This is a genomic window from Caballeronia sp. NK8 (genome assembly GCF_018408855.1).
Lineage (GTDB): Bacteria > Pseudomonadota > Gammaproteobacteria > Burkholderiales > Burkholderiaceae > Caballeronia.
The window spans coordinates 1405555-1431800 of the sequence record NZ_AP024325.1 but is presented as its reverse complement, the minus strand read 5'-3'; the positions used below and the strand labels follow the sequence as shown (position 1 = coordinate 1431800).

Here is a 26246-nt window from a genome sequence, read left to right as displayed (position 1 = left end):
GGGGCACGCACGTGCGGCGTTTCTAGAGATTACGTGGCTGCCACTAGCTTGGGCGCCACGGCTCGGGTCAGAGAGTGGGGCGCGCCTCGGGTTCCCTTGGGCACTGCCCGCCAATACAGACTCCGAATCTCTCCGAACTCATGCGGAAGCCGCGTCCAGCTGTCTCCTCCGTTGGTCGATCGGAAGAGTTGACCTAGGTTCGTGCATACGAATATCAGGTCAGGATTTGAGAAATGAGTTGCGATGCACCAGACCGTGCTGTTGATTGATCCTGGCAAGGTCAACCTTTCCCAAGTTTCGCCGCCATCCAAACTGCGAAGTAAGCGGCCATCGTTTCCAGGTGGGCCGTTCCCGTTGGCCAAGAATACGACTGAAGGATCATCCGTGCGAGTTACGACTGCGCGTGTATATTGCCATGGCGATTCTAATTCGGCGAAGCGCCACGACTCTCCGCCGTCATCGCTAATGTGCAGTCCGCGGTTTGTGGTAGCGAGGATTCGACGCTTGCCCCTCGCAGTGCGCGATACCGCGATCCCGTGTACGTCGCCCGAATTTAAGCCGTTGCTTAGCGCACACCAAGAGCTTCCGCCGTCGGTGCTTCGGTAGATGCCCCCGATCTCGATCGTTGCCCAAAGGGTATCCGGGACTAATGGGTCGGCCAGCAACTGTGTCACCCGTGTCGGTCCCATATTGACTTCAGAGAACTTTGCGATACCCGGGACGGTTAGTTCGCTCCATGTCTCGCCGCCGTCCCGCGATCGGTAGAGACCAGCTGGGCGCGTCCCAGCATACAAGGTAGACGGGTCGCGAGCGTCATAGGCGATCGACCAAACGTCCTTGATCTGAGTCGATATGCACTCCCAGCGCGCAGTCCGCTCGCTCCACCGAAACACACCCTCGTCAGTCCCGGCGACTAGCGTATCGTGCAACTCGGCATGGCTCCCAAAACACCACACGCGAGCTTCGAGATACATCCCTGAATGACTATTGGGGTGTGACCAGGTCAGGCCTTGGTCTTCACTAAACCATGCCGAATGGCCAGCGGTTCCAGCGTAAACGTGAATCTCGTCGAGCATATCGGAGTCGACCTTCCTGAAATGTTCTTGGGCAGTCATCGTGAGCCTTTGGACCGGTTGCTTTCTAATATTGTCTCGACATTTGACATTTAATGCAAGATGAACTTCCTCCCGGTGCGTAAGGACCAGTACAAACCCTGTCTTGAACGATGTTCGGAACGTCAGTAAAAAGTAGCGTATTATGGGATTTCGTGAGATGACGGTGACGGCGCAGACTGAACGCGGGTCCGGATCAGATCGACGGTACGCCCCGGGGCCGTTCCCGCGCGACAGCATTTTGTGCGTTAGCACGCCGCATCGTCTTGTCATTCTTTTAACCGCAAATTAAGGGGTCTTCGATGTCGTCTGTGTTGAGACCGGCAACAGCGAAAGTGGGGGCAGTCAACGCCCAAGCCGTGGAGCGGTATAAGGAAATGCGTAAGGCACTCATGGAAGTGCCCGAGGTTGATCAGAAGACGTGTGAGATTGTCCACGCTTGCCAACTTGCAGCGCTCGGAGTGGAGATCTCTTTCAAGATGCACGCGATACGCCTCTTCGATCTCAAAGTGTCGAAGGAAGCGCTCCAGCATATTATCGTGTCCGGAGTTGGTGTGACCTTGATCATTGGACAAGCAGCCAGAGTGTTGGATTGGATCGAGGAGGCGCACGCTCACTATCTTGGGACGCGACAGCAATAGGGCGTTGCTTGTTCAGATGCTCGGCGCTCGCGCGACTTGTCCAAAATTCTTAACCTTGTCACATGACACTTGTACCGGAATTTCGTGGCAACACTCCACGGCCCCTCGGGGATTTAGATGGCTGGCTCGCCGGCGTTCACGAAGATGCCCTGGAACCTGATCTGCGAATCGTCGACCCTCATCACCATATTTGGGATGGCGGGCATGGTCGCTATCTGTTGGACGAGTTTCTGAGAGACCTACGCTCCGGTCACAACATTGTTTCGACGGTATTTGTTCAGGTCAAAACGATGTACCGGGTCGATGCCTCTGAGGCAATGAAGCCGATAGGAGAAGTGGAGTTCGCCAATGGGATAGCTGCGGCTAGCGCGAGTGGGTACTACGGAAAGACGCGCGTCTGCGACGGTATTGTAGGCTTTGCAGACTTGCTTTTGGGCGACGCGGTCGAGCCCGTGCTCGAGCGATTGATACGAGCCGGAAATGGGCGCCTCCGAGGTATCAGGCAGGGGGCTACTTGGGACAGTGGCAGCGCCGCCTACGGCAGGAAGTTTGGGCCTCGCCACCTTCTGAGGGAAGCATCATTTCGGAAGGGATTTTCGCACCTTGCGTCCCTCGGCCTGTCTTTCGATGCTTGGCTTTACTATCATCAGCTTCCGGATCTCGTCGACCTTCTCTGCACGTTTCCGGAAACTTCAGTGGTTCTGGACCATGCGGGGGGCATTCTGGGCATTCCGCCGCATACCGATCGCCGCGTCGTATTCCAGATTTGGCAGTCCAATCTTCGTTCGCTTGCACGCTTTCCAAACCTGACAGTAAAGATTGGCGGCCTCGGCATGCTTTATAACGGATGGGATTTCCATGTTCGCGAGAGCCCACCATCTTCGATAGAGTTGGCCAATGCATGGCGCCCGTATGTCGAAGAGTGCATTGAGATATTCGGACCGGAGCGATGCATGTTCGAGAGCAACTTCCCCGTGGACAAGCAGTCGTGTGGATACGGTCAGCTTTGGAATGCCTTCAAACGCATCACACACGAATTCTCCGTCGATGAGAAGGCGGCACTCTATCATGATACGGCGGCGCGCATATATCGACTAGGCGGGGAGGCGATGCGCGGCTGACCTTTTTTGCATCGAGGAACCCACCGGTAAGCCGACAGCCCTGGATCGATAATCGAGCACCTTAGAGAGTTCGGATAACTAAGGGGATTGCTTAACGTAATTAGGTCGTAGAGCACACCGGTGTTTTGTTCTTGAGGGGCTGAATGGATTATCGCGCCTCCATAGTTTCTAAGATCACCGGAAAAAAGAAGGCGCACAGACACGCCCGAATCCTTCAACTCTGCAACGGAGACTGCAGATGAACACAAATGATTTCAAGGTATCTCGACGCCAATTTCTAGCAATGGCGGCCGCGAGCGGCGCGAGTCTCGCGCTGCCACGTGCTGCTCTGTCGAAAGCGGGCGATCACTTGACGATGCTCATGGGTAGTGGTGGACCGCTGCTGGCCTGGGCTCCGCACTTCCTCGCTGAGACGATGGGGTATTACAAAGAGGAAGGCTTGACCTTGGAGAGAATTTACACCCGCAGCGGGCCGGCAGGAATGACCGCTCTGGTTTCGGGTGCGGGGAATGCTTATTACACTGCGCCCGGCGAGCTTCTTGCCGCAACTGCGAGAGGGCAGAAGTTCAAGATCTTGATGGCCCAGAGCGCATTCAACGAGCTTTATTTCATGGTGTCACCATCTTACGCTGCCAAGCATTCGATCACCGGTGACAGCACTCCGCTGGGTCAGAGACTCTCGACGGTCAAGAACTTCAAGGGATTGCGTTGTGGCGTCACGTCTCCAGGCAGCATCACCGACTATTGCGCACGACAGGTACTTGCGCAAAGTGGGCTCGACCCGGCTTCGGACGCAACTATCGTTCCCCTTCAATCGACGTCGAATATGATCGCAGCTATGGCGAACGGCACGATTGACGCAATGGTCGCGACGCCTCCAGTGACAAGCATTGCAGCCGCTCGCGTTGGGGCGGTGTTCTTCCTCTCAGTTTCCAAGGATGAAATCTCAGGATTCAAATCACTTGCTGGCCACCTGATTGAAGCGCGGGTCGCGGACGTTGAGCAGAATCCAGACTTGTACGCTGCCATCGTACGGGCAGATACGCGAGGCCTACGCTACGTCATTGAGAACAAGAAAGAAGCAGGCGAGGCCTTGTATAAGGCGCAGTTTTCGTCAACCGTCGAGCCGACGGTATGGGCATCTGTATGGGAGCAAAATTGGTCTCAATTTAAGTCCCCTTACGTTACAAGGCAGAGCCTCGAAGCTTGGGTAACCATGAAGCTGGTGCCGGGAGTGTCCGATCCAAAAGCGTTGCATCTCGATGAGGTATTGGATATGCGCTTTGTTGACCAGGCAGTAAAGAAGATCGGTTGGAAGGCGTCTGCTTGAACTGGTCGCGTCGAGTCGCCGGCGATTCTTCCAAAGCCGGCATCGAGTCATAAACAGTCAACGGAAAAGGGCTCCGACGCTAATGAGAGTGGCTATGGTCTGCTTGCAGACGTCATGAGTCTTTCGCTCTCGCTCAGTAGGCGGCTGTTTGATACTCAAGTATGAAACTAAGGATGTAGTTGATTTCCGACCGGAGTAATGAAATATGACTGTAGCGTTGAGATTGGGCGAGTTCATAACAGAATCCAAGTTTGAAGATCTGCCTTCGTTAGCCAAGGACTACGGCGAAATGTTAATCGCCAGCACGATTGCGAGCGCCGCGGTCGGATTCAATCTATCGTCATCAAGCATCATCAGACAACTGGAGATTGACCGTGGGGGTAAGCCAGAGTCGACGATATGGTTCGACGGCTCCGTGCGGCTTCCGGCAGCGGCCGCCGCGCGCGTGAACGCCGTCGCGAGCGATGCCGCCGCGTCGGACGACAGCGATTTGCGAAACATTGTCCACCAAGGGACAACCGCTTGCGCCAGTGCATTGGCCGTCGGCGAGCGCCTTTGTTCAAGCGGCGAAGAGATTGTGGCGGCGATCGTTCTTGGATACGAGACGGCGGGTCGCATTAGCACTGTGATGCAGTGCACTTTCAAGGACAAAGGCTTCCATGGAAGTATCATCGCCGCTTTCGCTGGCGCTGCTGCGGCAGCCCGACTCATGAGACTCTCGGTAGACAAGACGGCCCAGGCACTTTTAATTACCGCGACTTCAGTTGGCGGACTGAACGCAGCCGCCGATACGAGTGTGGCCCGAGAGTATCACGCGGGACAGGCGGCCACATCGGGTGTTCAAGCTGCTTTGGCGGCCGCACGAGGCTTTACAGTTGAGCGTGAACTGTTCGAGATGAAACTCGGATTCTTCGACTGCTTCGGTAGAGACGCGGACGCATCTCTTATCACGAACGACTTCGGATCCAGGTGGAATATTCTCACAGAGATGGGCATCAAGCTTGTGCCGGGGGGGCATCCCCACCACGGAGTTGCCGAAGCGGCAGCGAAAGCTGCGCGAGACGCTGGAGTTGAACCCGAGGAAGTCGAGCTTATTGAGATCTCAAGGCCGGGCTACGCTGGCTTTGCCAATCCACACAATCCAACGGATCTCATCGGAATGGCCCACAGCGCCATATTCTTCGCCGCTGCTGGAGTGGCAGACCGCGACTTCTCCTGGATCCATGCTTCCGCAGATAAAATTACCGACCCCCGGATTCGCATGCTTTTGGATAGGGTGCGTATGGTTGCTCCGCCGACAAGTGATCTCGATCGATACAAAGGCGGGGCGCGCGTGACTATTGTGACGAAAGACGGAAAAAGGACGTCAGCAACCGTCTATGCCCCGAAGGGTGCCGCGATCTTGGGGATCGACTGGATCGACGTTGAGGCCAAATATCGCACGCTTGTAGGGAGAGCAAATATCTCCGCAGACAATATCCAGGCAAGCCTTGGTGTAGTTCGGACCTTTCGTCAGGTGGAGAGCGCATCGGCTCTACTGAATCTCCTGCGTTAGCACTTGACGGCTATTAGACTGAAAGAGGAGGGCGCTGGCAGATACGTCGTCTTGCCGTAAAATGGTGAACACATAGGCGGTCTCTCGTGAATGCAAACGCGGGCCGCCAATCTCAAGATTTGTGATCTAGGCAATCACACTGAATGGCCATGCTGAGCGAAGTGCGAGAAGCGGTTGGCATAATCTCTGACCCCTTCCTCAATCGTCCATTTCGAGCTCCAATTTAGATGCCTTTCGGCGCATCCGTTGTCAAGCGGAGCGCGCATCTTTAGGTTGGCCTCTTCCAATGCGGTCAGTTCGGAACCGACTTCGATTTGCGCACCAGGGATCACACTCCGCACGATCTGTGCGACCTGCGAAACCGTACAGACCTTACCTGCGGAGACGTTGAAAACACGCTGGGAGCCAAAAGGGAGCGCGGGAGCGTCGACTGCCGTGGCTATGGCGTCCGCACAGTCCAATACGTATGTATAGTCTCTCTTCATCTTTCCACCCGTCTCGAATCGGGTAGGTTTGCCGAGCAAGGAATTCTCGACCATCGGCTTAATGTGGATCGGACTGCGCATCCCGAAGCCGTAAACTGCTGTCACGCGAATAGCGAGAAAATCGACGTTGTGAAACTGTGCGTACGCCATCCCGATTGCTTCTGCAGCCATCTTCGACGTGCCGTAGTGCGCGGCCGGGTTGCCGCGAACGATGGAGAACGGTTCGTCCGTCTCCAAAAGCTTCGCGTTGGAGCTAGCGTGATAGACGGCGTTGCTCGACACCAGTATGAGTTTTCTCAACCCCAGCGCTCTGGCTATCTCGCAGACGTTCACGAAGCCCATCACGTTGGTTGCATAGAATTCCTTTTGCCTGTGCAGCGAAGGCTCGAGACCCAGCAACGCGGCGCCGTGGACGATAGACTCGATTCCCTCGTTCCGGCAGATCTCCAACAGACGATCATAGTCACCGATTTGGCCAGATCTGAAAGTCTCTGATCCGGTGCGTGACAAACTAAGGAGGTCCGGCTGAGGTGGCGCCAAGTCGAAGTTGAGCGCCTTATGCCCCCTCGATTCAAGGGCGGCCATAACGTACGATCCGAGGAAGCCCGAGCCTCCGGTCACGAGGATGTTCATGTTTTAGCGCTCTCTTTGAGATGACCTTCCCGATGTGCTGGACTGGTTAAATTCGAATAACAATGTACGATAATGTGAGACAAGTTTCAACATTGCTGGTTGTTGGTTCGTTAAGGGGAGGAATCGCACTATTTGTCGAGTGCAGCCCACATGGCCGGTTTCGGGCGCTGAGACGTAGGCCCGCCTGGAGAGCGGTAGCACGCGCAGTTTGAGGAGCAGACCGAATCTTTTTTATGGAGGGGGCCGTTGGCGCGTTTGGAAAATCACTCGGGGAATCGTGCGGCGCTTGCAAGCGTCCGTTAGGCTGCGCCACCAGAGGGCAAATATCAGATAATCGACTGAAGGAATGTTCAGGAAATGCAGATCAATCGCGCCGATGTAGCAGATCTCATCTACTTTCTCGCTATTGCACGTCATAAAAGCTTCAGTCGCGCTGCGATTGAGCTTGGGGTGACTACTTCAACCCTGAGCCATGCTCTGAAGGGCCTTGAGAATCGCCTTGGAGTTCGACTCCTGAATCGCACAACGAAGAGCGTTACCCTGACGGGCGCGGGCGACGCATTGGCGGCTACGGTAGAGACGCCCTTCGAGGCGATCGACGTCGCGCTGGAGACCCTGAATCGGTTTCGTGATGCGCCCGCTGGTCGTATCCGGCTCAATGTCGCCGTCGAAGCCTCGACCTTACTGCTCGCACCGATAGTTCCCGAGTTCGTTGAGCGGTACCCGGATGTGGAACTCGACATCGTTGCAAGCAACCGCATGGTGAATGTGACCGAGGGCGGCTTTGACGCAGGAATTCGTTATGGGGGCACCGTCCCCGAGGATATGATTGCCCAGCGTCTTTCCGCGAACATTCGATGGGTCGTTGCAGGATCGCCTACATATCTCGATCGATTTGGCACTCCGGTTCATCCAAATGACCTTCTTCATCATCGCTGCGTTAGCAACCGTCTGGGAGATGACCGCGTCTATCGTTGGGAATTTGAGCAAGGAGACGAGAAGATCGCCTTATTGGTTCCATCCTCGGTTACGGTTGACCAAGCTGAAACAGGACTAGTTGCCGTACTAGGTGGCGTGGGTCTCATGTACTTTCCTGAACCCTTAGTCTCGCCGTACGTCAGCGATGGGCGGCTACGGCTCGTGCTCACCGACTGGGCACCCTCAGAGCCCGGTTTTCATATCTACTATTCCAGCCGGCGTCAAATGCCGACGGGGTTGCGCCTTCTGATTGATCTGGTGCGAGAGATTAAGCCGTTGGGACTATGACAGCAACGCAACGTCGACAGTCAAGACGGTCGCGCAATCAGAGAGGCCGTAGGACCGTAGCGGTAACGGGCGGAAACGCGTGCGTTGCGCCGACAGTTGGATGCCGGAAATCTCCGGCGCATTTTCGCAGGTGTCTACCAGCGCAAGGTGGACAGTCGTTAGGACGTCGCTCTGTGCAATTAGATGGTGATTGTGGTTCGTTGCTCGCCACTAGAGTCGAGTTCACTGTCGGAAAGTCCTATCGCGGGTGAGGTGTCAAAGAACCGGCATCCTCAGGCTCGGCAGTTTTGCGGTTTTTCAACATGCTTTGCGACCGGCTTTCGGGATATGTCCTCTCCAACCCATATCGGCGAGATCACCGCGATTTATGGGACGCGTGAAGTCGGATCGCAATTGGAATAGCGCAAAGAGCAAGAGTCGCCGCAATAAGAAAGATCGGGCCAAGTCCGGTCAGATTGGCGAGCAAACCAAGAACAGGTGCGAATATGCCGAGCGCCACATCGATGAAGGCGGTGTAGATACCCATAGCGAGGCCTCGTGCATCCGTGGGGGCGCGCGCGACCGCCTCCATTCCGAACCCCGGATAGACCAGCGCGTAGCCGAATCCGGCCAAAGCAGCGCCTGAGAACGCAAGCCACGCGACGGGCGAGAGGTAAATGAGGGCCATACCGGCACTGTGGATGACGATAAAGACCATCGCAGTTCTTGCGCCACCGAGGCGGTCGGGCAACGGGCTGAGGAAAGCACGGGCGACGATCAGACCTGCGGCGAATGCAGTAAATGATAGCCAAGCTGGCTGCCAACCTCGTTGGACGAAAAGAAGAACGGCGAACGCAGTCACTATGCCGTAACCGAGGCTAGAAAAGGCCATTCCCATGCCAGGCAGCCAAACGGCTTTCAACACCGTAGCTACGACCCTATTGCTCTGTGGATTGACTTTGACGGCGGGAATAGGAGTGATCAAAACGAGCGTAAAGACTGCACCGACGGAGGTCGCTAAACCAATCGAGGCAAACCCATAGCTCTTGAAAAGAAAACTTCCAAGTGGCGAACCGAACGCCAACGCCACAAACATTGACGTGCCGATCCATGCAATCATTTTCCCGACGTTGCCCGGGCCGGCAAGGGCTAGACACCAGCTTTGAGCGCCGGTCATGATGAAACTCTCGGCGCCGCCGAGCAAAGCACGACCCACTATCAATATCGCGATGGAAATTAGCGCGTTACTGATGGCCTTCAATGAGACAAGATAGAGCAGACCGGCGAGCGCTGCCATGACAAGTCCTGCCGTCACGGCGTACTTCGGACCTCTCTGATCAGAGATTCTGCCCGACCACAGACGCGAAAGTAACGATGCCGCGAATTGAGCACCGGAGACGAGGCCAACAGTGAACGTTCCAAATCCAAGGCCGTCATGAATATGTAGTGGAAGAGCCGGTAGAGCGGCTCCTGTAACTAAGAACACGGTGAATACGCATGCCATCAGCGACAGCAGCGATCGATTGGTGGATGATGTGGATCGGTGGGGTATCACGAACATGTATTCTCCTCAGACTGCGGACCATTAGAAGCCCGAGCGCCTCGACATCGCTTCCGGGTGACGCGCTCCCTCGACTGCTATCGCCGCAGTGCCCCTTGGATTTCACTGAGTTGGTCGTTTGCGAGCACAACCGATAGTGCGCCCAGGTTCTCCTTAAAGCGTTCCACGTTGCGTGTGCGGAACAATCGAACGATCCAAGGCTTACGGGACAGCAACCATGCGATTTCTACGTCGGCGGCCGTTGCGCCATCGCGGGCCACGACGCTCCGAAGCAGATCAACAAAGGCTTGGTTAGCCTCACGCGATAGGGACGGTGCCGAAATCTCAAATCCTTGGCCAAGCTGGCGCCTTCGCCTGTTTCCACCTCAGTGGGCAGGCAAAATGTTGATGGTCGTTACGCGAACCCGCTCATCAAGCTTGGCTGCGAGATAAGGACTCCTGCTCTAAGTCAGGCGATAGGTTTCATCGACCTGGTCGTTGATTGCGCCCCGGGCGCCCGCGAAGAACACATCAACGCTGTCCAACGCGCATAACGCCGAGGCGGTTCGTCTGTTTCGCCCTTGTGGCATCGCTCTTAAGGTCGGAGTGCTCCATCTTGACCGGCCAAGAACAGCTTGCAAGAAAAGAGCGGACCGCACGATTGGACGAGGACTCATCGGACATTGTCAGTCGAGTCAAATGCTGCTGGCTACGGGTTAGTCGTCTGTCCGTTCGATGAGTATGTCCGATGCCCCGGTCGTACGCAGTTCTTCCAAGCCACAATCGAGACGCCCAAGCTTCACAAGGCCCGGCGAATGCCGAAAGTCCTTGTGAAAAACTGCAATGTTTCCCCACGGTTCGTAATATGTAACGTCGCCCGCGTAAGGGACAATTCCTGATGGTGTTCCGTCCGTGTTCAGCCTTCTTGGGAGGTAAGCAATCTTCTCCGTCGCCGCGAAGTCGACCAGCCGGAGAGGCAGCGGCAACATGGCTACAAAGTCGCGCGATGTAGCGTTGTCGTCCAAGCGCCCGGTCACAAGCGTGCCATTCAATACAAATCTGATCTTCACGACTATCCCTTGCTCGCGATTTGACTGGCCGACCCATGTTGCCGTGTTGCAAGACTGTCCGGCAGCGGGCACGTGGGAACTGTAGCCGAATTGCTGCAACTGGGTTAGCCGCCCTCGTGCCAATGTTGTTGTGAGCAAGATTCACAAAAGCCTGCGACGGCCACACAGACGGCCCTGGCGAGCCAAATTAATACCGGTCAGTCTCCGTGCCGTCCCCGTTTGTTGGCGAATTCTCACAAGTGCATGCTACATAGGCCGGCTTTCAGATTGAGATATTCCCGTTAAAGTTAGTCGAAAGTGCGGTGGGATTCAGCAAGCCGTGTAGGTCGACCGCGCCGAGGAATCGGCCAGTAAATCGATTCGGATCAACACGTCGCTGATAGAGGCGTGCAGGAAGAAAGGGGCGGAACTGAAATGCAATATGTTCATCTCGGACGGTCCGGCCTAAAGGTTAGCCGTCTGTGCCTCGGAACCATGAACTTGGGCGACTTGACGGATGAGTCGACCAGCTTCAGGATCATGGACGATGCGATGGGATTCGGCGTCAATTTTATCGATACCGCCGATGTGTACGGTGGACCGCAGTCTCCGCAGATGAAACAGGGCTTTGGCCTTTCGGAAGAGATCATTGGTCGGTGGATCGCCCAAGGTGGCAGACGCGATCAAATCGTACTCGCGTCAAAGGTCTACCAGCCGATGGGACTGGGACCGAATGACCGCGGACTGTCGGCATTTCATATCAGAAAGGCATGCGAGGACAGCTTGCGCCGGCTGAAGACTGATCACATCGACCTCTACCAGATGCACCACATCGACAGACGCACGCCATGGGAGGAGGTTTGGCAAGCCATGGACGTCTTGATCCAACAGGGAAAGGTGCTCTACGTCGGAAGCTGCAATTTTGCCGGCTGGGATGTTGCTACTGCCCAAGCGGCGGCGCAGTCGCGCCACTTCATGGGACTCGTCGCGGAACAGAGTCTATATAACCTGTCTGCGCGAACCATCGAACTTGAGCTGATCCCAGCTTGTCGTCACCATGGCGTAGGACTACTTCCATGGAGCCCCTTGGGTGGCGGACTGTTGGGAGGTGTGCTCCGGAGGGCGCTCGATGGTCGCCGCGCAAAGCCCGAAATGGCTCGGAGAATTGGCCAATATCACGACCAGTTGCAGGCGTATGAGGCGCTGTGCGCCGACCTTGAAGAGCGTCCAGCCGACATTGCCCTAGCCTGGCTGCTCCACAATCCTGTAGTCACCGCCCCAATTGTCGGTCCACGTACGCCAGACCAGCTGTCGCTCGCACTTCGAGCCGTTGACATTTCCCTGTCTGAGGACACCCTTCGTTGCCTGGACGAGATCTGGCCAGGTCCCGGAGGGGAAGCGCCAGAAGCTTATGCATGGTAACGCGCGGCGCATCATCTTCTCGACAATCCCGCTCAAGACGGACTGTCTAAAGAGCAAAAGGAGTAACGACCTATGGACGAATCCGGCCAACCGAATCCGACGCGACGAAATCTGCTTATCGTGGGGGCAGTCTCAGCTGTAGCCCCGATGCTGCCTGTTGGGACAGCAAACGCGCAAAAACAAATCGGCGGTCCATTAAACGGAGATTCTCCGGCGCTGACGACAAAGCATATGCGCGTCAATTTAAATGTGAATGGCGTCGTTCAAGCACTTGAGCTCGACCCGCGAACTACTTTGCTTGACGCCTTGCGGGAGCACCTCCTTCTTACCGGTACCAAGAAGGGGTGCGACCACGGGCAATGCGGCGCGTGTACCGTCCTCGTGAATGGAGTCCGCATCAACGCTTGCCTGAGCCTTGCCGTAATGCACGAGGGTGACGCGATAACAACTATCGAAGGGCTTGGCACGCCGGACCACCTTCATCCAATGCAAGCGGCCTTTATCAAGCACGATGGCTATCAATGTGGATACTGTACGCCGGGCCAAATCTGTTCGGCGGTTGCCGTCCTCAGCGAGATCAAGGCTGGGGTGCCCAGCCACGCGACCGGCGACCTGACAGCCTCCGTTGAGGCCACCAACGTGGAAATGCGCGAACGAATGAGCGGCAATATCTGTCGCTGTGGCGCCTACTCGAATATCGCCGATGCGATGGCCGAAGTGGCGGGGAGCCGGGCATGAAAGAGTTCACCTACGAGCGAGCGAAGAGTCCCGCCGAGGCTGCTGCGATCGCTTCGCAGCGACAGGGCGCGAAATTCATTGCCGGAGGCACCAATCTGATCGATCTTATGAAGCTCGAGATAGAAACGCCGGCTCATCTGGTCGACCTTCGGCATATTGGTCTCGACCGCATCGAGGAAACCGCTGACGGAGGTCTTCGTGTCGGCGCACTGGTCACAAATACCCAGCTTGCTGCCGATCCGAGGGTGCGACGGGACTATGGGGTACTTGCGCGCGCGATCGTTGCCGGTGCGTCGGGTCAATTGCGGAACAAAGCGACAATGGGCGGCAACTTGCTTCAGCGCACGCGCTGTCCATATTTCTACGATCCGAATCAAGCCTGCAATAAGCGGCAACCAGGCTCAGGTTGTGCGGCAATCAGCGGGTTCAGTCGCCAGTTGGCCGTGATCGGCGGGAGTTCTGACTGCATCGCAACGAACCCAGGCGATATGGCTGTGGCATTGCGCGCTTTGGACGCATCCATCGGAACCGTTCGAGCCAATGGCCAAACCAGGGTGATACCGATCGCCGACTTCCATCGGCTGCCAGGCACCACGCCAGATGTCGAGAGCGAACTTATGCCCGGCGAACTCATTACCGAGGTGACATTGCCTCCGCCGATCGGTGGGCGGCACATTTATCAGAAGGTCCGAGATCGCGCATCGTATGCGTTTGCCCTGGTCTCGGTCGCAGCCGTCGTGCACGAGGACGGTCGTGGGCGGATTGCATTGGGTGGTGTAGCGCCGAGGCCGTGGCGTGTTGCAGCTGCGGATGCGGCGATGTCCGAGGGTGCCAAGACAGTTGCACAGGAGCTTATGAACGGAGCGCGTCCGACGCACGATAACGCGTTCAAAATGGCCTTGGTCGAGCGGACGATAGCCTACGTAATGGCGCAAGCGAGGGGATGATCCATGAAGTTCGAGACGCCAGCAGGACAGAATCCAATCGACCAGATGACCGTCGTCGGTCAACCACTTGATCGCTTCGAGGCGAAGCTGAAGACAACTGGTACTGCGACCTATTCTTACGAGTATCACAACGTCGCCCCGAACATCGCGTACGGCTACATCCTGGGCGCTGCGATTTCCAAAGGGCGAATCAAGTCAATCGACACGAGGCAGGCCGAGTCTTCCCCTGGTGTGCTGGGTGTTGTGACGTATCGCAACGCTGGTCCTTTGGGGGTCGGCAAGTTCTACGTCCAACGGATGCTCGCTTCGCCAGAAATCGATCACTATCACCAGCCGATTGCGGTGGTGGTGGCAGAGACTTTCGAGCAAGCGCGCGCGGCTTCGTCACTCATTCGCGTCGATTACACGCGCAGCGCAGGCAGATTTGATCTCGCGGCCCAACTCTTCAGCGCTCCAGTCGCACCACAGATGGCGTTTGGCGGCCCAACCGAGACCCACGTAGGAGACTTCGAACGAGCTTTTTCAGACGCCGAGATGAAGGTAGACGAGACCTATACCGTTCCCGACCAAGCGCACGCCATGATGGAACCCCATGCCACGATCGCGGTTTGGGAGGGTGACCGGGTCACTTGCTGGACCTCGATCCAGCAGATGAACTGGGGTACCCGCGATCTCGGACTCATTCTCGGTATTCCGCGTGACAACGTTCGACTCATTTCGTCTTTTATCGGCGGCGGCTTTGGAGGCAAAGGCACGGTCCAGTCTGATCTTGTGCTGGCGGCCCTCGCCGCGCGGTTAGTGCGTCGGCCAGTCAAAATCGCGCTTCAGCGTCCAATCATGTTTAATAACACGATCCATCGGCCGAAGACGATCCAGCGCGTCAGACTTGGTGCCGGGCGCGACGGGAAACTCACGGCGATCGGCCACGAAAGCTGGTCTGGCAACCTTGCGGGCGGACGCACGGAGCCGACAACCCTGTCCACGCGAACCCTGTATGCGGGGCCAAACCGCATGACCCGCGTCCGATTGGCAACGCTAGATCTCGCAGAGGGAAACGCCATGCGAGCGCCGGGGGAAGCGCCTGGTCTGATGGCGCTTGAGATCGCGATGGACGAAATGGCAGAGAAGCTCGGAATGGATCCGGTCGAGTTCCGAATTCTGAACGACACGCAGGTCGACCCAGAAAATCCCAATCGACCCTTCTCATCCCGTCCCTTCGTCGAGTGTCTGCGAACTGGCTCCGAACGCTTCGGATGGAAGACACGAAAGGCACGGCCAGGTCAGCTCCGCGATGGCCATTGGCTCGTCGGGACAGGGATGGCCGGTGCGATTCGAGGGGCACCCATCGGCAAGGCGGGAGCACGGATACGCCTTGACCGCCGAGGATCTATCACCGTCGAGACCGATATGACCGACATCGGCACGGGCAGCTACACCATCGTGCAGCAGACGGCAGCCGAGTTAATGGGCGTCCCGATCGAGAAGGTCGTGGCGAGACTCGGCGACTCGAGCTTTCCAGAGACTCCTGGTTCAGGAGGGCAACAAGGTGCCGCGTCTGTCACTGCGGGCGTATATGCCGCTTGCATGAAGCTGCGGGAGATTGTTGCCGAGCGATTGGGATTCAAAGCCGCTGAGACCGAGTTCACGGCTGGCAAAGTTCGTTCTGGCGGGCGAAGTGTGCCGCTTACTCAGGCGGCTGCAGATGGCGACATCGTCGTCGAAGACAGCATCGAATTCGGTGATTTATCCAAGCAGTTCGCGATTCAGACTTTTGGAGCGCATTTCGCTGAAGTTGCTGTTAATGCCTTTACTGGCGAGATCCGTGTTCGCCGGATGCTCGCGGTATGTGCTGCCGGGCGCATTCTGAACCCCAAGACGGCACGCAGTCAGGTGATCGGTGGGATGACGATGGGCATTGGCGCGGCGTTGATGGAAGAGATGGCAGTTGATAAACGGCTTGGCTTGTTTATCAACCATGATTTAGCCGGATATGAAGTACCGGTTCATGCGGATATACCCCATCTCGATGCCTTCTTTGTCGAAGAGGTCGATCCGACGATTTCGCCCTTGAAGGCGAAGGGTGTCGGCGAATTGGGCCTCACGGGAGTTGCACCTGCGGTCGCGAATGCAGTCTACAACGCGACCGGCATACGTGTGCGGCAGTACCCGATCACGCTGGACAAGTTTCTCGATCGGCTGCCGGTCATCGCCTGAGATTGTGATGTCAGGTGGCGGACGGAAGTGCTGCCGGCCCGTAGAGCGGTCAGACACTGCAAGTCTTTCGCTGACTGGTAGCACTTTCAACTCAACAAATACGGAGGAAGTATCTTGGAGGTCACGTTCGATTTTTCTGGACGGGTTGCGCTGGTAACCGGCGCGGCGTCAGGCATGGGTCTCGCGACGGCCAAAGCGTTTGCACAGGCAGGGGCCGCCGTGACGCTCGCAGACGTGAATGCCGACGCTCTGAGCCACGCGGTCGATTCATTGAGAGTTCCGGCGCATCAAGTGTTGGCGGTGCCCTGCGATGTCACCGATGAGGCCCAGGTTGCTCAGATGGTAAATCAAACGGTGACGACCTTTGGCCGGCTAGACGCTGCCTTTAACAACGCAGGGATTCAGGTGCCGCCAAGTGACGCTGCTGACGAACCTGCTGAGAATTTCGAGAAGGTGACGGCGGTCAACCTGCGCGGCGTCTGGGCGTGTATGAAGCACGAGTTGAATCACATGAGAAAGCAAGGCAGCGGCGCAATCGTCAACTGCTCCTCGCTCGGAGGACTTGTGGGGCTTCCCGGCCGGGCGGCCTACCATGCTTCCAAACATGGGGTGATCGGGCTGACGCGAAGTGCTGCTCTCGAATATGCGCCGCGCGGGATCCGCATCAACGCCATTTGCCCTGGTACGTTTGATACGCCAATGGTCGCAGAGATGCTCCAAAAGCAGGCTGACGCGATGAAGGAGATTCTGCGTGAACAACCGATAGGACGCCTGGGACGCGCCGAAGAGATCGCGGATGCCGTTCTTTGGCTTTGCAGTTCCGGTTCCACCTTCGTTATTGGTCACGCACTCGCCATTGACGGTGGGTTCACGGCGCACTAATGGCATCGTTCAATCGAAATTACGCAGGTCCGTTGTGACGGCGTTGAATGTTGGACTGTCTTCGGGCAAATGCTTGTCACAGACGTCTGGAGCCAAAACCCAGACCACGATTGTTGCAACAACATTCCCTCCTTGAGACCGGTGCATTCCATGATCACATGCTTGTTTCGCATCATGCTTGCTGTCGCCGTCGTGCACACGTCGTTGGCTATTTCCACCGAGACGCAGGCCAGCGAATCGATGACAAATGTCGCGCAGCAGGAGATCGTGCGTGCCGGCTCTCAGCCGTCCGTGGCTGGTTCGGATGAGTACTTCGTCGGCCAAGTACGTGTGCAACCCGTATGGCCGGCAGACGCGAGCATCAACGCCTCAGGCGGACTGGTGACATTAGAAGCGGGCGCGCGTTCGGCGTGGCATACCCATCCGGCCGGCCAACGACTTGTTGTGACATCAGGCTCGGGGTTGACGCAAGAATGGGGCAAGGAAGTCAAACGAATCGGGGCCGGTGACGTGGTTTGGTGTCCGCCCGGTGTGAAGCACTGGCATGGGGCCGCGCCCAACTCTGCGATGACTCATCTGGCTGTAACCGGCACAGTGAATGGAAAGAACGTTTCCTGGATGGAGAAGGTCACCGATGAGCAATACAACGGCCGTTAAGCGCCTAAGAAGGCGCGTTCAGACCTCGGCGTTGGCCTTGGTCGTGAGCCTGGTTTCGACACCAAGCCTACCATCTACAAACGAAGGAGCATCAAACATGACGAACACGGGAATTAACTCGCCGAGTGCCTCTGAGACCTTGACCGCTCGCCAACGAGCGATTGTGCCTATCGCAGCGTTCGCCGCCGCAGGCGATATTGCCAATTTGAATGCTGCTCTGAACCATGGCATGGACGCCGGACTCACGGTCAGCGAAGCAAGAGAGATTCTAGTACAAGTGTATGCTTACGCCGGTTTTCCGCGCAGTCTCAACGCGCTTGGAGAACTCATGAAGGTTGTTGAGTCGCGCAAGCAGCGTGGCGTCCAAGACGCACCCGGCAAGCTTCCCAGCGCTCCGATTCCCACTGGAGACGCCTTGCTCGCTGCTGGCACTGCGAATCAGACTAAGTTGTCTGGCGCCCCCGTGAAGGGGCCGCTTTTTGATTTCGCGCCTGCGATTGGTGAATATCTAAAAACTCATCTTTTTGGCGATATCTTCGAACGAGACAACTTGGACTGGCAGAGTCGCGAGCTAGCTACCGTGAGTATGCTTTCCGTTTTTACAGGCGTCGAGTCTCAACTCCAGGCGCATATGCGCATCAGCATGAATGTAGGCCTCTCTGCGGACCAGCTGCGTCAGGTGGGACAAGTATTAGCCGACCGCGTGGACGGAAACGCCGCACAACGGGCACGCGAAGCACTTGATCGGCAACTTGCTGCGGCACAGGGACACTGAAGGCTGCTGAGTAGTCGCAGTCCGGAGGCAGTGTGGGTTCGATCCTTGTGGGGCCGGCCCCGGCTTGGATCTTGGTTCCCTTCTAACGCAGGAATCGCGCCTTTCTCGCCGAGCGATGCCACGACGGCGCGTCGCGTCGTCGCCTTTCTACCCCTACCGGCAGGTGCGAATCCCTGTTGACCGGCTGCGCTAGCAGGCACTTACGCGGACTGATCGAGCGCCGCACCTCGCGTACCGCTATCCCACGCGCACTTGCTGATCGGCCCGCACCCCTAATCCGCCGAGCTGTTCGACACTACGCGAAGCTCGACGCCACGAGTCGGCGGGCCCTCGACGACGGGAAAAACTCGATGACCCCGACCACGCTGGTCGTCGAACGGGTTCTAAGGGCCCTGCACCCGCGGGTTAGCGGACCGATGGCAGGCATCGCCGTGTGCCATCTTCACTCCCAACTGCTCGAGTTCGCCGAGGGGGTTCGTAATTCATCATGAGTTGTGACGGCGCTTCACGGTCGCAGGTGCTCGCGTTACCCGTAGCGGGATTCGGCGTGAAGCGCGGAGTAGCCTTTCGATATGTCCCCGTTTGAACGAGCACCCTTTCCCTCAGAACAAAAAATATCTCGATCGAGTAAATGTTGGATTCGCAAAACTGCAGATGCTTAATGATCTGCACTTTAGCGAAGCTGTGTATGGGCTGGGCGCCGGACTCTTCTTTGTCGGCTATTTTTTCTTCGAGATTCCCAGCAACTTGTTGTTGCACAAGGTGGGCGCACGGCGCTGGATTGCACGGATCATGGTGACATGGGCGATACTTTCGCTCGCGACAGCGCACGAGTGTGAGGATCGTCATCGGCCCCACTCCACCAATGGCGGAGATCGATCGTGCCGGCAACGTCAACGTCAGTCGGTTCGGCTCGCGTCTTGCAGGTTCAGGCGGATTCATCAACATTAGTCAGAACTCCCGCCGAGTGACATACGGCGCTCCTTTACAGCGGATATGCCAGCAGACAGGCTGAACGTCGGAATCCGGGCGAGAAGGGGATTCCACGTAGGGTTCGCCTGTCGAGCCAACTCATGCGCGGGCTGCCGTCCGGATGCGTATGCCAATCGCCAAGGTAGACAGCACGCCCCGACGATGTCTCGAAGATTTCGTCGAGCCGGCGACGCTGCCAGTCATGGTCCGGTCGGAATCGATGACGCTTATGCTGAGCGCTCGGCCTGGGTCCGACAATATGTTGCACGACTGGCTCACCGTTTTCCGCGATGTATTCTGTTAGTGCGCCGCCCGTCTCGAGCGGATATACGCGCACAGTTTTTCCCTGGCTCACGCCCGCCCTTGACCCGCACAACCCCCCACTCTGATTTCAAAAGAGGCTACAGATATAGCGCGAAACACGAGTATTCGAGCTCTCAAATGCACTTCGGCTCGTTAATTGGCTGCCTTGTGAGTGCGACGTCTGATGCGATACGAGCGCACGATTTCGACACCCCGACCTGTAAACCCGGAACTGGCAGCACCTCCGCTATCGAGTCACCGCTAGAGCACTGAGTTACCCGGCTCGTCGCGGAATTGGGACGCGCTTAACACTATACATATGGAATCCTAATAAAGATAGTAGTTTGTCAACTCGAGCTTGCAAGTATCGACTCTCACGTAGGGGGCGTCAAGAGACCGAAGCAACCTGCTTGTGTAGATATCCAGATAAGAATTCTCTATGTAATGGTTGGGAAATAGGTACGCGCGATTAGCAAAAACCCTTCGTTGACTTTTAAAGGATTGCAAACTAGGTTAAATCGTGATTTGCAGAGTAAGAAAATTCCTGGAATCATTTTTAAGTAAGATGAATTAGATTTGTTGAGAGCTATCCGCTAGTGCAAGTGAACATCGGGTTTCCGGAGCGAACACAAGCGTTCGCTTTGGAGAATCTATGGTTTTAAAAACACCGTCATTTGCAGGTGGGATCCATGAATTTCGTTTGTTGGCTCTGGCTGATACCCCTGATCCTGCTGCCCATCTACTTGCTTCTCGAGAGCATTAGATGGCGCGGACACCCGCCGCCGCCCGAGGATGGGCGCGAAGACCGAATTGAAATACATCGGCTCGTAGGCATGAACAGCGAGGCGATCGTCGCGTTGCACAACTGCGGCATCAATACGATTGATGATATCGCCAAGGCAAAGCGGGCAAGGCTTCGCGCCATCATTGAGGGCGCTGGGGCAGGCGTGAGTCGTGAACTGGTTGATTCGTGGCCGTATCAGGCCGATCTGCTTCTGCACAATCGAATCGGCGAGTGGAGGGACTTTCGCCGCAACCGGGAACAGGCGAATCCGCTTACCTCAGGTGTGCGAGGTGAAGACTTGACGCGGCATGTGCCGGCTCACCACTGGCTAGGGCGCTTCGGACAAAAGGTCTTTCTTGTAGCGCTCGTCTTGAGTCTATTGACGATTCTTCTTTATCTGATTCGGGCTCGCATGGGCTGCCAGGAATGTGTGCCTCCGCCTCCGCCACCGCGGCCGCCCGTGTGCGAGAAATGCGTGCCTCCTCCTCCCCCGCCGCCCGTGAGCCAGGAATGCCCCGAAAGGTGCAAGACGGTCATCGAGCCGGACAGAATTCTGATCTACACGGACATGTTCGAATTCGATAAGTCCGGGACCCACCCGGAAACTGGCGCAATTGTCCTTTCGATGATTAAGCAGAAGCTAGGCGGTGTCGATCCGAAGAAGCTTGAGATCACGGAGATCATCGGCTACACCGATCCAATAGGCAAAAAAGAACATAACCAGCCCTTGAGTGAGAAGCGGGCGAAAGCAATAGAAGCCGCTCTGAGAAGCAAGCTGGAGGAGAAAAAACAGATGCCACACACAAAGGTTTACGGCCTAGCGGATAGCCAACCGCTTACGGAAGTTCAGTCGATTTGTCGAAGCCTTTACCCTAACGCCGAACACCGTTTGAGTCCGAACTTTAATAACATCGTCCGCTGCTTCGGGCCGCTTCGCAGGGTGGAAATCCGTGTGAAGCCACTCGCGCAGACGGGAAACGTCGGGGCTCTGCAAAGAAAAGATGAGCTACCGGCGCCGGTTCAGGTTCTATCCGGGGAGAAGATACAGTGAGCTACAAGGTCATCGAAGGAACGCTCAAATTTTCCGATGAGCATGGGACGCAATGCGTGGACGTCAGACCGGCGTTCGACGAACTGATCGGCCAGATGTGCAAACAGTTCCGTACGCCCACGCCGTCAGTGCCGCCAAGCACCGGTGCGCCTCAGAAGAGGCGTCTGCCGTTTGCCGTCGTCCTGACATTCCAGGAGCGTAACGAACAGCCGGTCATCGACAACATTGAGAGTAAGCTCACCGACTTGTTTAAGCAGCTCCTGCCCTTCGCCGAACTCCTACCGGGGCCGACAGGTACCACCGCGCGGGTCGTCGACGCACTAGCGAAATTTCTGAGTAAAACGCCCGACTCGAAAGAAGCGCAAGCAGTCGAGGGGCTGAGGCTCGGGACGCAAGCCGATAGTGCCTGGCCGATCGTTTCCGGGCTGCTGAACAAGTGGACGGGGGGGCAGTTCGGTGCGCTCAAACTGAACTCCCTAAACAAGACGGGATGGCTGGATTTCCTTACGACACTCGGCACTAAGACACCCACTGTGCCGCCTGCACCTGCACCTGCCCCTTTGGCAAGTGCGAGTCCTGCGCCGGCTCCGACAGCGACAGGTGCACCTGCTCCCACTCCGACGCCCGCCCCGACGGCGGGAGCGCCGTCGCCGGGTCTCGTGGCTGGAGTCGCGACAGTCACGCCATCACCAGCGCCAGCACCATCCGCTCCGTTCCTGGTCAGCCGCCTCAATGGATGGCTTTACTCTAAGCAGCCGCCCAGCGGCGTGATGGAATACAGCTTCCTAATCGAGGGCGCGACTCGTTACGCCGATGGCGCGGTGAGCTACGGCACGTGGGCGCGTCTTGATGTCATCGGACCGGATGGCCGGCAACTGCTGACACACTATGTCGACTTTGACTCGCTTTCTAAGTGGTTGGACGGTGACGGTGCGCGAGATGTAGAGATCCCCGTCGCACCGACGGACGAATTGCGCGGCGCACTCGCGACACGGCCGGTGGTTCCCGAGGAGATGACGACCGTCAAGGGACGCCTGTGGTTTTCCGACGGCAGAACCTTCGGCATTCGCAACGTGGCGGTGTTCGCTCCGCCGCGCGCGGCCCATCTTGTCGACGATGCTTGCGCGCCCGCCGACCTACTTATCGAGGACTGCTGCGACGACGGCCGCGCGCTCGAGGCCTTGCTCACGCCGCAGGCACTCGCAGTTACGCAGACGGATCAGTCCGGCTACTTCGAATTCAACTATGCGGGAAAGACGAAGTTGCGTGCGCGCCATGCACTGTTGCAGGTGAGTGGCGTTGGCGTGTCGTTGGCGCTAAAGCTTGACAAGCATTCGCAGGCTGACGAATTGGCGCAGTTTCCTTCGCCGGTTCTGCTGCAGATTGATAGCACACTGATCCTTGACGATGATGATGCGACCGACGCAGCTAACCGGTCTGAAGACTGTGGCTGCCGTGGCATCGATTTCGACGAACCCAATCGCGCGCTCGACGAGTTCAGAACGCAAATTATTGTGCGCACCACGGACCCGGAGATCATCCGCATTCGCCGCAAGGTACCGCAGGACCCAATTCACGGAGGCGACGATGCGGGCGCCAAAGCGCTCGACTATAAGGACTGGGGGGATCCGGGCGATCGCAGTCAAGTTGAGGCCGGCAGTCCTATCAATCGCTACTTCCGCACTTCGCTGTCCCAGACCGAGCAGATGCTTTGGGATGGCGACCCGATGGTTGCGCAAGCCGTGACCATCTCGCATGGACGCATCCTCACCATCAAGCAGGTCTGGCGCGCCGACGGGTATTCACTGGGGGATCTGCGGTATTCGCTTCCCCTCGCGCCGTTGCAGAAGAAGAACATCGCGATCGTCGACTGGGACCGACGGGACGTGCTGCAGATGGATTCTTCGCAGACTTATGGTGAGTCCCTATACAACTTCGTCGGCCGCGAGCGTGATATCTCCGAGATCGTGAATTCCGCGTTGAACGAGTCGATTAAAGCTCACTCCGATTCGACCAGCGGTTCGGACACGAGCGGAAGTGGCTTCTCCTTATTTGGGGTCGCCTTCGGTGGCTCATCCGGCGGATCGTCTAATGCCAGCACTAACGCAAGCCAAGACTCGAGTCGCACGCTTGCTTCGAACTACATGAATCAGTTACGCGATCAGACAGTGCAGTCGGCCAATGCACTGCGCGCGCAACGCGTGACGATGGTGCAGCAAGTAAGTCAGGAAGAATCCGCGCGGGCGGTAACGGAAGTTGTTGCTAATCGCAATGCGTGCCACGCGATCACGGTGCAATACTTTGAGGTGCTCCGGCATTTTCGGGTCGATCATGAACTCGATGCCGTGCGCGAGTGCCTCTACATTCCGTTTCCGATTTCGCCATTCGATGCGAAAAAGGTCGTGCGTTGGCGCAGTGCCCTCGAAGGATTCCTGCCCTCACGGCTCATAGATGCCGTGGACGCGTGCGAGCGCCTTACGGACAATAATGCGCCCGCCACGACTTACGCTGATGAAATACTCACCAGCCTGAGCGCCGAAGTCGAACTCATACTCGATTTTCCTATGCCGTCTGCCACGCTCGAAGCAACGACGCCGTGGCAAACTTGGCTTGCAGTCTCGTTTCCTACATCGTCGCCATTGCCCGGGCTGGTTGAGAGGCTCAAGCAGGCCGACTCGCCCGCGCGCTACGAACTCTTCGAACGAGAGATCGGCCCAGCGCTGGCAAAAAAGTTCGTCGATGAACTTACGGTCTCGGCGGTGCTCGACAATCTGGACGTTCAACCCTTGCCCCTGAAAGCCGTGCTGGCGTCGTCATACCGAGCCGGTGACGCGCACACCGTTAGGTTGCAGGAATACGGAAGTATCGCTGACAGGGCAATCCCGCGCGGTCGTGTCGCTAGCATCAAAATAACATCAGGCGCGACCATCGCGTCATTCGACAGCGCGATTGTGCGGGGCGCGTCCGTTCTCTTCTGCACAGAGAACATCCGGAGCACCGTGCTCGTTAAACCCGCTGCGAACGACCTCAAAACTGGCTCAGTTAATTTACTCACGCCACCTCAGCCGCACGAACTGCGTGCGCGCACCGAAGACGACACTGAGGCGGCAAAGCAGTTGCTCCGACATCTAAACGAGAACGTGGAGTTCTATCACAAAGCGATCTTCTGGACCATGGATCCGGATCGCCGATATTCGCTACTAGATGCCTACGTCGCGCCGAACGCCGGCGGTCGCAGTGTGGCGTCGGTGGTAGAAAATCGGTTGGTCGGGATCATCGGAAATAGCCTAGTGATGCCGGTCGCGCCGGGCATCCGCCTCGACAGTTTTGAAGAGAAGTCCGATACAGGGAAGAATGCAGAGAACGAAGGCGAGGACTGGTTGCTCGCGTACTACCGTCCGATGATCGCAAGCCCGTCGGCGCGCATCTCAGTTCCGACGCGCGGCGTATTTGCGGAATCGGTGATGGGCAGTTGTAACAGTTGCGAGAAGATCGACAATAGCCGCAACTGGCAGTACTGGGAGCATCCGTTGCCCGACGAGCCAACGGCAATCGATCCGCTGTCTCTCGCGAGCCGCGCGCGCGACACTGCCCTCGCAACGCCGCCGCAGATGCCCGCCGCAATCATCAATCAGGTGGGTTTTCCGCCCGCGCCGGATGCAAGTGGAACAGCTCCCGCGATCACGGCCATCACCAATCCAAACTCCTTCCCCAATAATACCGGCATCGCCGGCACGCAACACAATTCGGCAGACGCGCTCGCGCAGAGCTACGCGGTGACCAAGCGCTTTGGCGAACTCGGCGCGGAACTGGCGATGAAGCAGCTCGAAGCAGGGCAGATGGCCGCCGCTGTTGCTACGGGCAATCCCGCAGCGCTGGCACCGATGGTGAAGGACAGTATTCGCCGCGACGTAGATAGCGGCTTAGTCGACAGCGACACGGCTAGGGCGTCGGTCGGGTCCATCAACGACGCGTTGACCAAAGCCGTCATGCAAGATGTCGCGCCAGGTCTCATGGACAATCCAATCGTCTCCGCAGCAATTCATACAGCTGTTGGCCAGGGCGCCTCGGTTCGGATGTCACGCGGTGACGATCAGATCGATGTCGGGCAATCGCCGCTCGATGTGCGTTCGGCAGTCGAGTCCCGCTTGCCTTGGCCGCTGAGGCTATTCACTTCCGCGCCGGTGCGCGCGACTCCAGCGCCGAGTCCAGCGGTGATTGCGGAGCAGCAGAAGGTCGCTTGGGGCCGCTCTGTGTCCGTCGCGTTCAAAGCCAAGACGATTGAGATCGCCGAGTATATCGGCATTAACCCGAGCTATCTGATGTCCTGTATGGCGTTTGAAACCGGCGAGAAGTTCAGCCCAAAAGTTGAGAATGCTAAAGGCAGCCACGCAGTAGGATTGATTCAATTCACGGCAATCGATGCGAGGGATCTGAAGACGACGTTGGCGGCGTTGAAGCAGATGAGCGATATTGAGCAACTCGACTATGTTCGCGCTCACTTCAAACGGTTCAGAGGCAAGCTCTCGAGTCTGGACGATGTCTATCTTGCAATCCTATATCCGAAGGCAATTGGCTGGGATCCCGACGACGTTGTATTCAGGAAGGGTACGATCCAGTATACGCAGAACAGTGGCCTCGACGTCGACAAAAACGGTGAGATCACTGTGAGAGAAATATCCGCGAAGGTTCACGTAGCCTATGATCGGGGCATGTCTAAGTATCACTATGGCTAGAGCTCGTTGCGTCTCGTGTGGAAGGATCGTCGCCTTTCGGGGTTCAGGCGCAAG

The 26246-nt window shown here is 57.1% G+C and carries 19 protein-coding genes and 1 pseudogene; 14 read left to right on the top strand and 6 right to left on the bottom strand.

From position 1 onward, the window contains the following. Nucleotides 1-29 precede the first annotated feature (29 nt). A complete protein-coding gene (locus NK8_RS43780) occupies nucleotides 30-974 on the bottom strand; it encodes a hypothetical protein (RefSeq protein WP_225936534.1) in 945 nt (314 codons plus the stop codon). Between the two features lie 841 nt (nucleotides 975-1815). Between NK8_RS43780 and NK8_RS31860 the strand changes: the two genes are divergently transcribed. The 3 genes from NK8_RS31860 (at nucleotide 1816) to NK8_RS31850 (ending at nucleotide 5759) form a co-directional block, all read left to right on the top strand. Next, a complete protein-coding gene (locus NK8_RS31860; RefSeq protein WP_213232218.1) occupies nucleotides 1816-2874 on the top strand; it encodes an amidohydrolase in 1059 nt (352 codons plus the stop codon). A 238-nt stretch (nucleotides 2875-3112) separates the two neighbouring features. Then, nucleotides 3113-4204 (top strand): ABC transporter substrate-binding protein, encoded by a 1092-nt coding sequence (locus tag NK8_RS31855; RefSeq protein ID WP_213232217.1) that lies wholly within the window; start codon nucleotides 3113-3115, stop codon nucleotides 4202-4204. A gap of 205 nt (nucleotides 4205-4409) precedes the next feature. Further along, the gene (locus NK8_RS31850) at nucleotides 4410-5759 is read left to right on the top strand and encodes an MmgE/PrpD family protein (protein WP_213232216.1); all 1350 of its coding nucleotides are present in this window, start codon (nucleotides 4410-4412) and stop codon (nucleotides 5757-5759) included. 134 nt (nucleotides 5760-5893) lie between these two features. On the opposite strand, the gene NK8_RS31845 is transcribed toward NK8_RS31850, so the two are convergent. Further along, nucleotides 5894-6877 carry an NAD(P)-dependent oxidoreductase gene (locus NK8_RS31845; protein WP_213232215.1) on the bottom strand — a complete coding sequence of 328 codons (984 nt, stop codon included), beginning with the start codon at nucleotides 6875-6877 and terminating at the stop codon, nucleotides 5894-5896. Nucleotides 6878-7234: 357 nt separating this feature from the next. On the opposite strand from NK8_RS31845, the gene NK8_RS31840 reads away from it, so the two are divergent. Continuing rightward, the gene (locus tag NK8_RS31840) at nucleotides 7235-8143 is read left to right on the top strand and encodes a LysR family transcriptional regulator (RefSeq protein WP_213232214.1); all 909 of its coding nucleotides are present in this window, start codon (nucleotides 7235-7237) and stop codon (nucleotides 8141-8143) included. A 355-nt stretch (nucleotides 8144-8498) separates the two neighbouring features. On the opposite strand, the gene NK8_RS31835 is transcribed toward NK8_RS31840, so the two are convergent. From NK8_RS31835 to NK8_RS31825, 3 genes are all read right to left on the bottom strand, one after another. Continuing rightward, the gene (locus NK8_RS31835; RefSeq protein WP_213232213.1) at nucleotides 8499-9683 is read right to left on the bottom strand and encodes an arabinose transporter; all 1185 of its coding nucleotides are present in this window, start codon (nucleotides 9681-9683) and stop codon (nucleotides 8499-8501) included. A 77-nt stretch (nucleotides 9684-9760) separates the two neighbouring features. Then, on the bottom strand, nucleotides 9761-9958 hold the full coding sequence (locus NK8_RS31830; RefSeq protein WP_301549910.1) for an aldo/keto reductase: 198 nt from the start codon (nucleotides 9956-9958) through the stop codon (nucleotides 9761-9763). Nucleotides 9959-10378: 420 nt separating this feature from the next. Beyond that, nucleotides 10379-10732 carry a cyclophilin-like fold protein gene (locus NK8_RS31825; protein WP_213232212.1) on the bottom strand — a complete coding sequence of 118 codons (354 nt, stop codon included), beginning with the start codon at nucleotides 10730-10732 and terminating at the stop codon, nucleotides 10379-10381. 414 nt (nucleotides 10733-11146) lie between these two features. Between NK8_RS31825 and NK8_RS31820 the strand changes: the two genes are divergently transcribed. The 8 genes and pseudogenes from NK8_RS31820 to NK8_RS43015 form a co-directional block, all read left to right on the top strand. Then, nucleotides 11147-12133: an aldo/keto reductase gene (locus NK8_RS31820; protein ID WP_213232211.1), complete on the top strand. Its 987-nt coding sequence runs from the start codon at nucleotides 11147-11149 to the stop codon at nucleotides 12131-12133. Nucleotides 12134-12205: 72 nt separating this feature from the next. Then, nucleotides 12206-12871, top strand: coding sequence for an aldehyde dehydrogenase iron-sulfur subunit PaoA (paoA, locus tag NK8_RS31815; RefSeq protein ID WP_213232210.1), 666 nt, complete (start codon nucleotides 12206-12208; stop codon nucleotides 12869-12871). Further along, entirely contained in the window at nucleotides 12868-13818 is a 951-nt protein-coding gene (locus NK8_RS31810; protein WP_213232209.1) for a xanthine dehydrogenase family protein subunit M, read from the top strand. Before paoA ends, NK8_RS31810 begins: the two co-directional genes overlap by 4 nt. 3 nt (nucleotides 13819-13821) lie before the next feature. Next, on the top strand, nucleotides 13822-16032 hold the full coding sequence (gene paoC, locus NK8_RS31805; RefSeq protein ID WP_213232208.1) for an aldehyde oxidoreductase molybdenum-binding subunit PaoC: 2211 nt from the start codon (nucleotides 13822-13824) through the stop codon (nucleotides 16030-16032). Nucleotides 16033-16146: 114 nt separating this feature from the next. Next, nucleotides 16147-16914, top strand: coding sequence for a glucose 1-dehydrogenase (locus tag NK8_RS31800; protein WP_213232207.1), 768 nt, complete (start codon nucleotides 16147-16149; stop codon nucleotides 16912-16914). A gap of 150 nt (nucleotides 16915-17064) precedes the next feature. Beyond that, the gene (locus tag NK8_RS31795; RefSeq protein ID WP_225936447.1) at nucleotides 17065-17571 is read left to right on the top strand and encodes a cupin domain-containing protein; all 507 of its coding nucleotides are present in this window, start codon (nucleotides 17065-17067) and stop codon (nucleotides 17569-17571) included. Nucleotides 17572-17668: 97 nt separating this feature from the next. Then, complete coding sequence (locus NK8_RS31790) at nucleotides 17669-18346, top strand: carboxymuconolactone decarboxylase family protein (protein ID WP_225936446.1); 678 nt, start codon at nucleotides 17669-17671, stop codon at nucleotides 18344-18346. 615 nt (nucleotides 18347-18961) lie between these two features. Next, nucleotides 18962-19174, top strand: a pseudogene (locus NK8_RS43015) (MFS transporter); the annotation flags it as partial. A 157-nt stretch (nucleotides 19175-19331) separates the two neighbouring features. Here NK8_RS43015 and NK8_RS43775 read toward each other — a convergent pair. After that, nucleotides 19332-19655, bottom strand: coding sequence for a Mov34/MPN/PAD-1 family protein (locus NK8_RS43775; protein ID WP_225936532.1), 324 nt, complete (start codon nucleotides 19653-19655; stop codon nucleotides 19332-19334). A gap of 655 nt (nucleotides 19656-20310) precedes the next feature. Between NK8_RS43775 and NK8_RS31780 the strand changes: the two genes are divergently transcribed. Both NK8_RS31780 and NK8_RS43010 read left to right on the top strand, forming a co-directional pair. Further along, the gene (locus tag NK8_RS31780; protein ID WP_213232203.1) at nucleotides 20311-21456 is read left to right on the top strand and encodes an OmpA family protein; all 1146 of its coding nucleotides are present in this window, start codon (nucleotides 20311-20313) and stop codon (nucleotides 21454-21456) included. After that, nucleotides 21453-26192: a hypothetical protein gene (locus tag NK8_RS43010; protein WP_225936445.1), complete on the top strand. Its 4740-nt coding sequence runs from the start codon at nucleotides 21453-21455 to the stop codon at nucleotides 26190-26192. Before NK8_RS31780 ends, NK8_RS43010 begins: the two co-directional genes overlap by 4 nt. The last annotated feature ends 54 nt before the right edge of the window (nucleotides 26193-26246 follow it).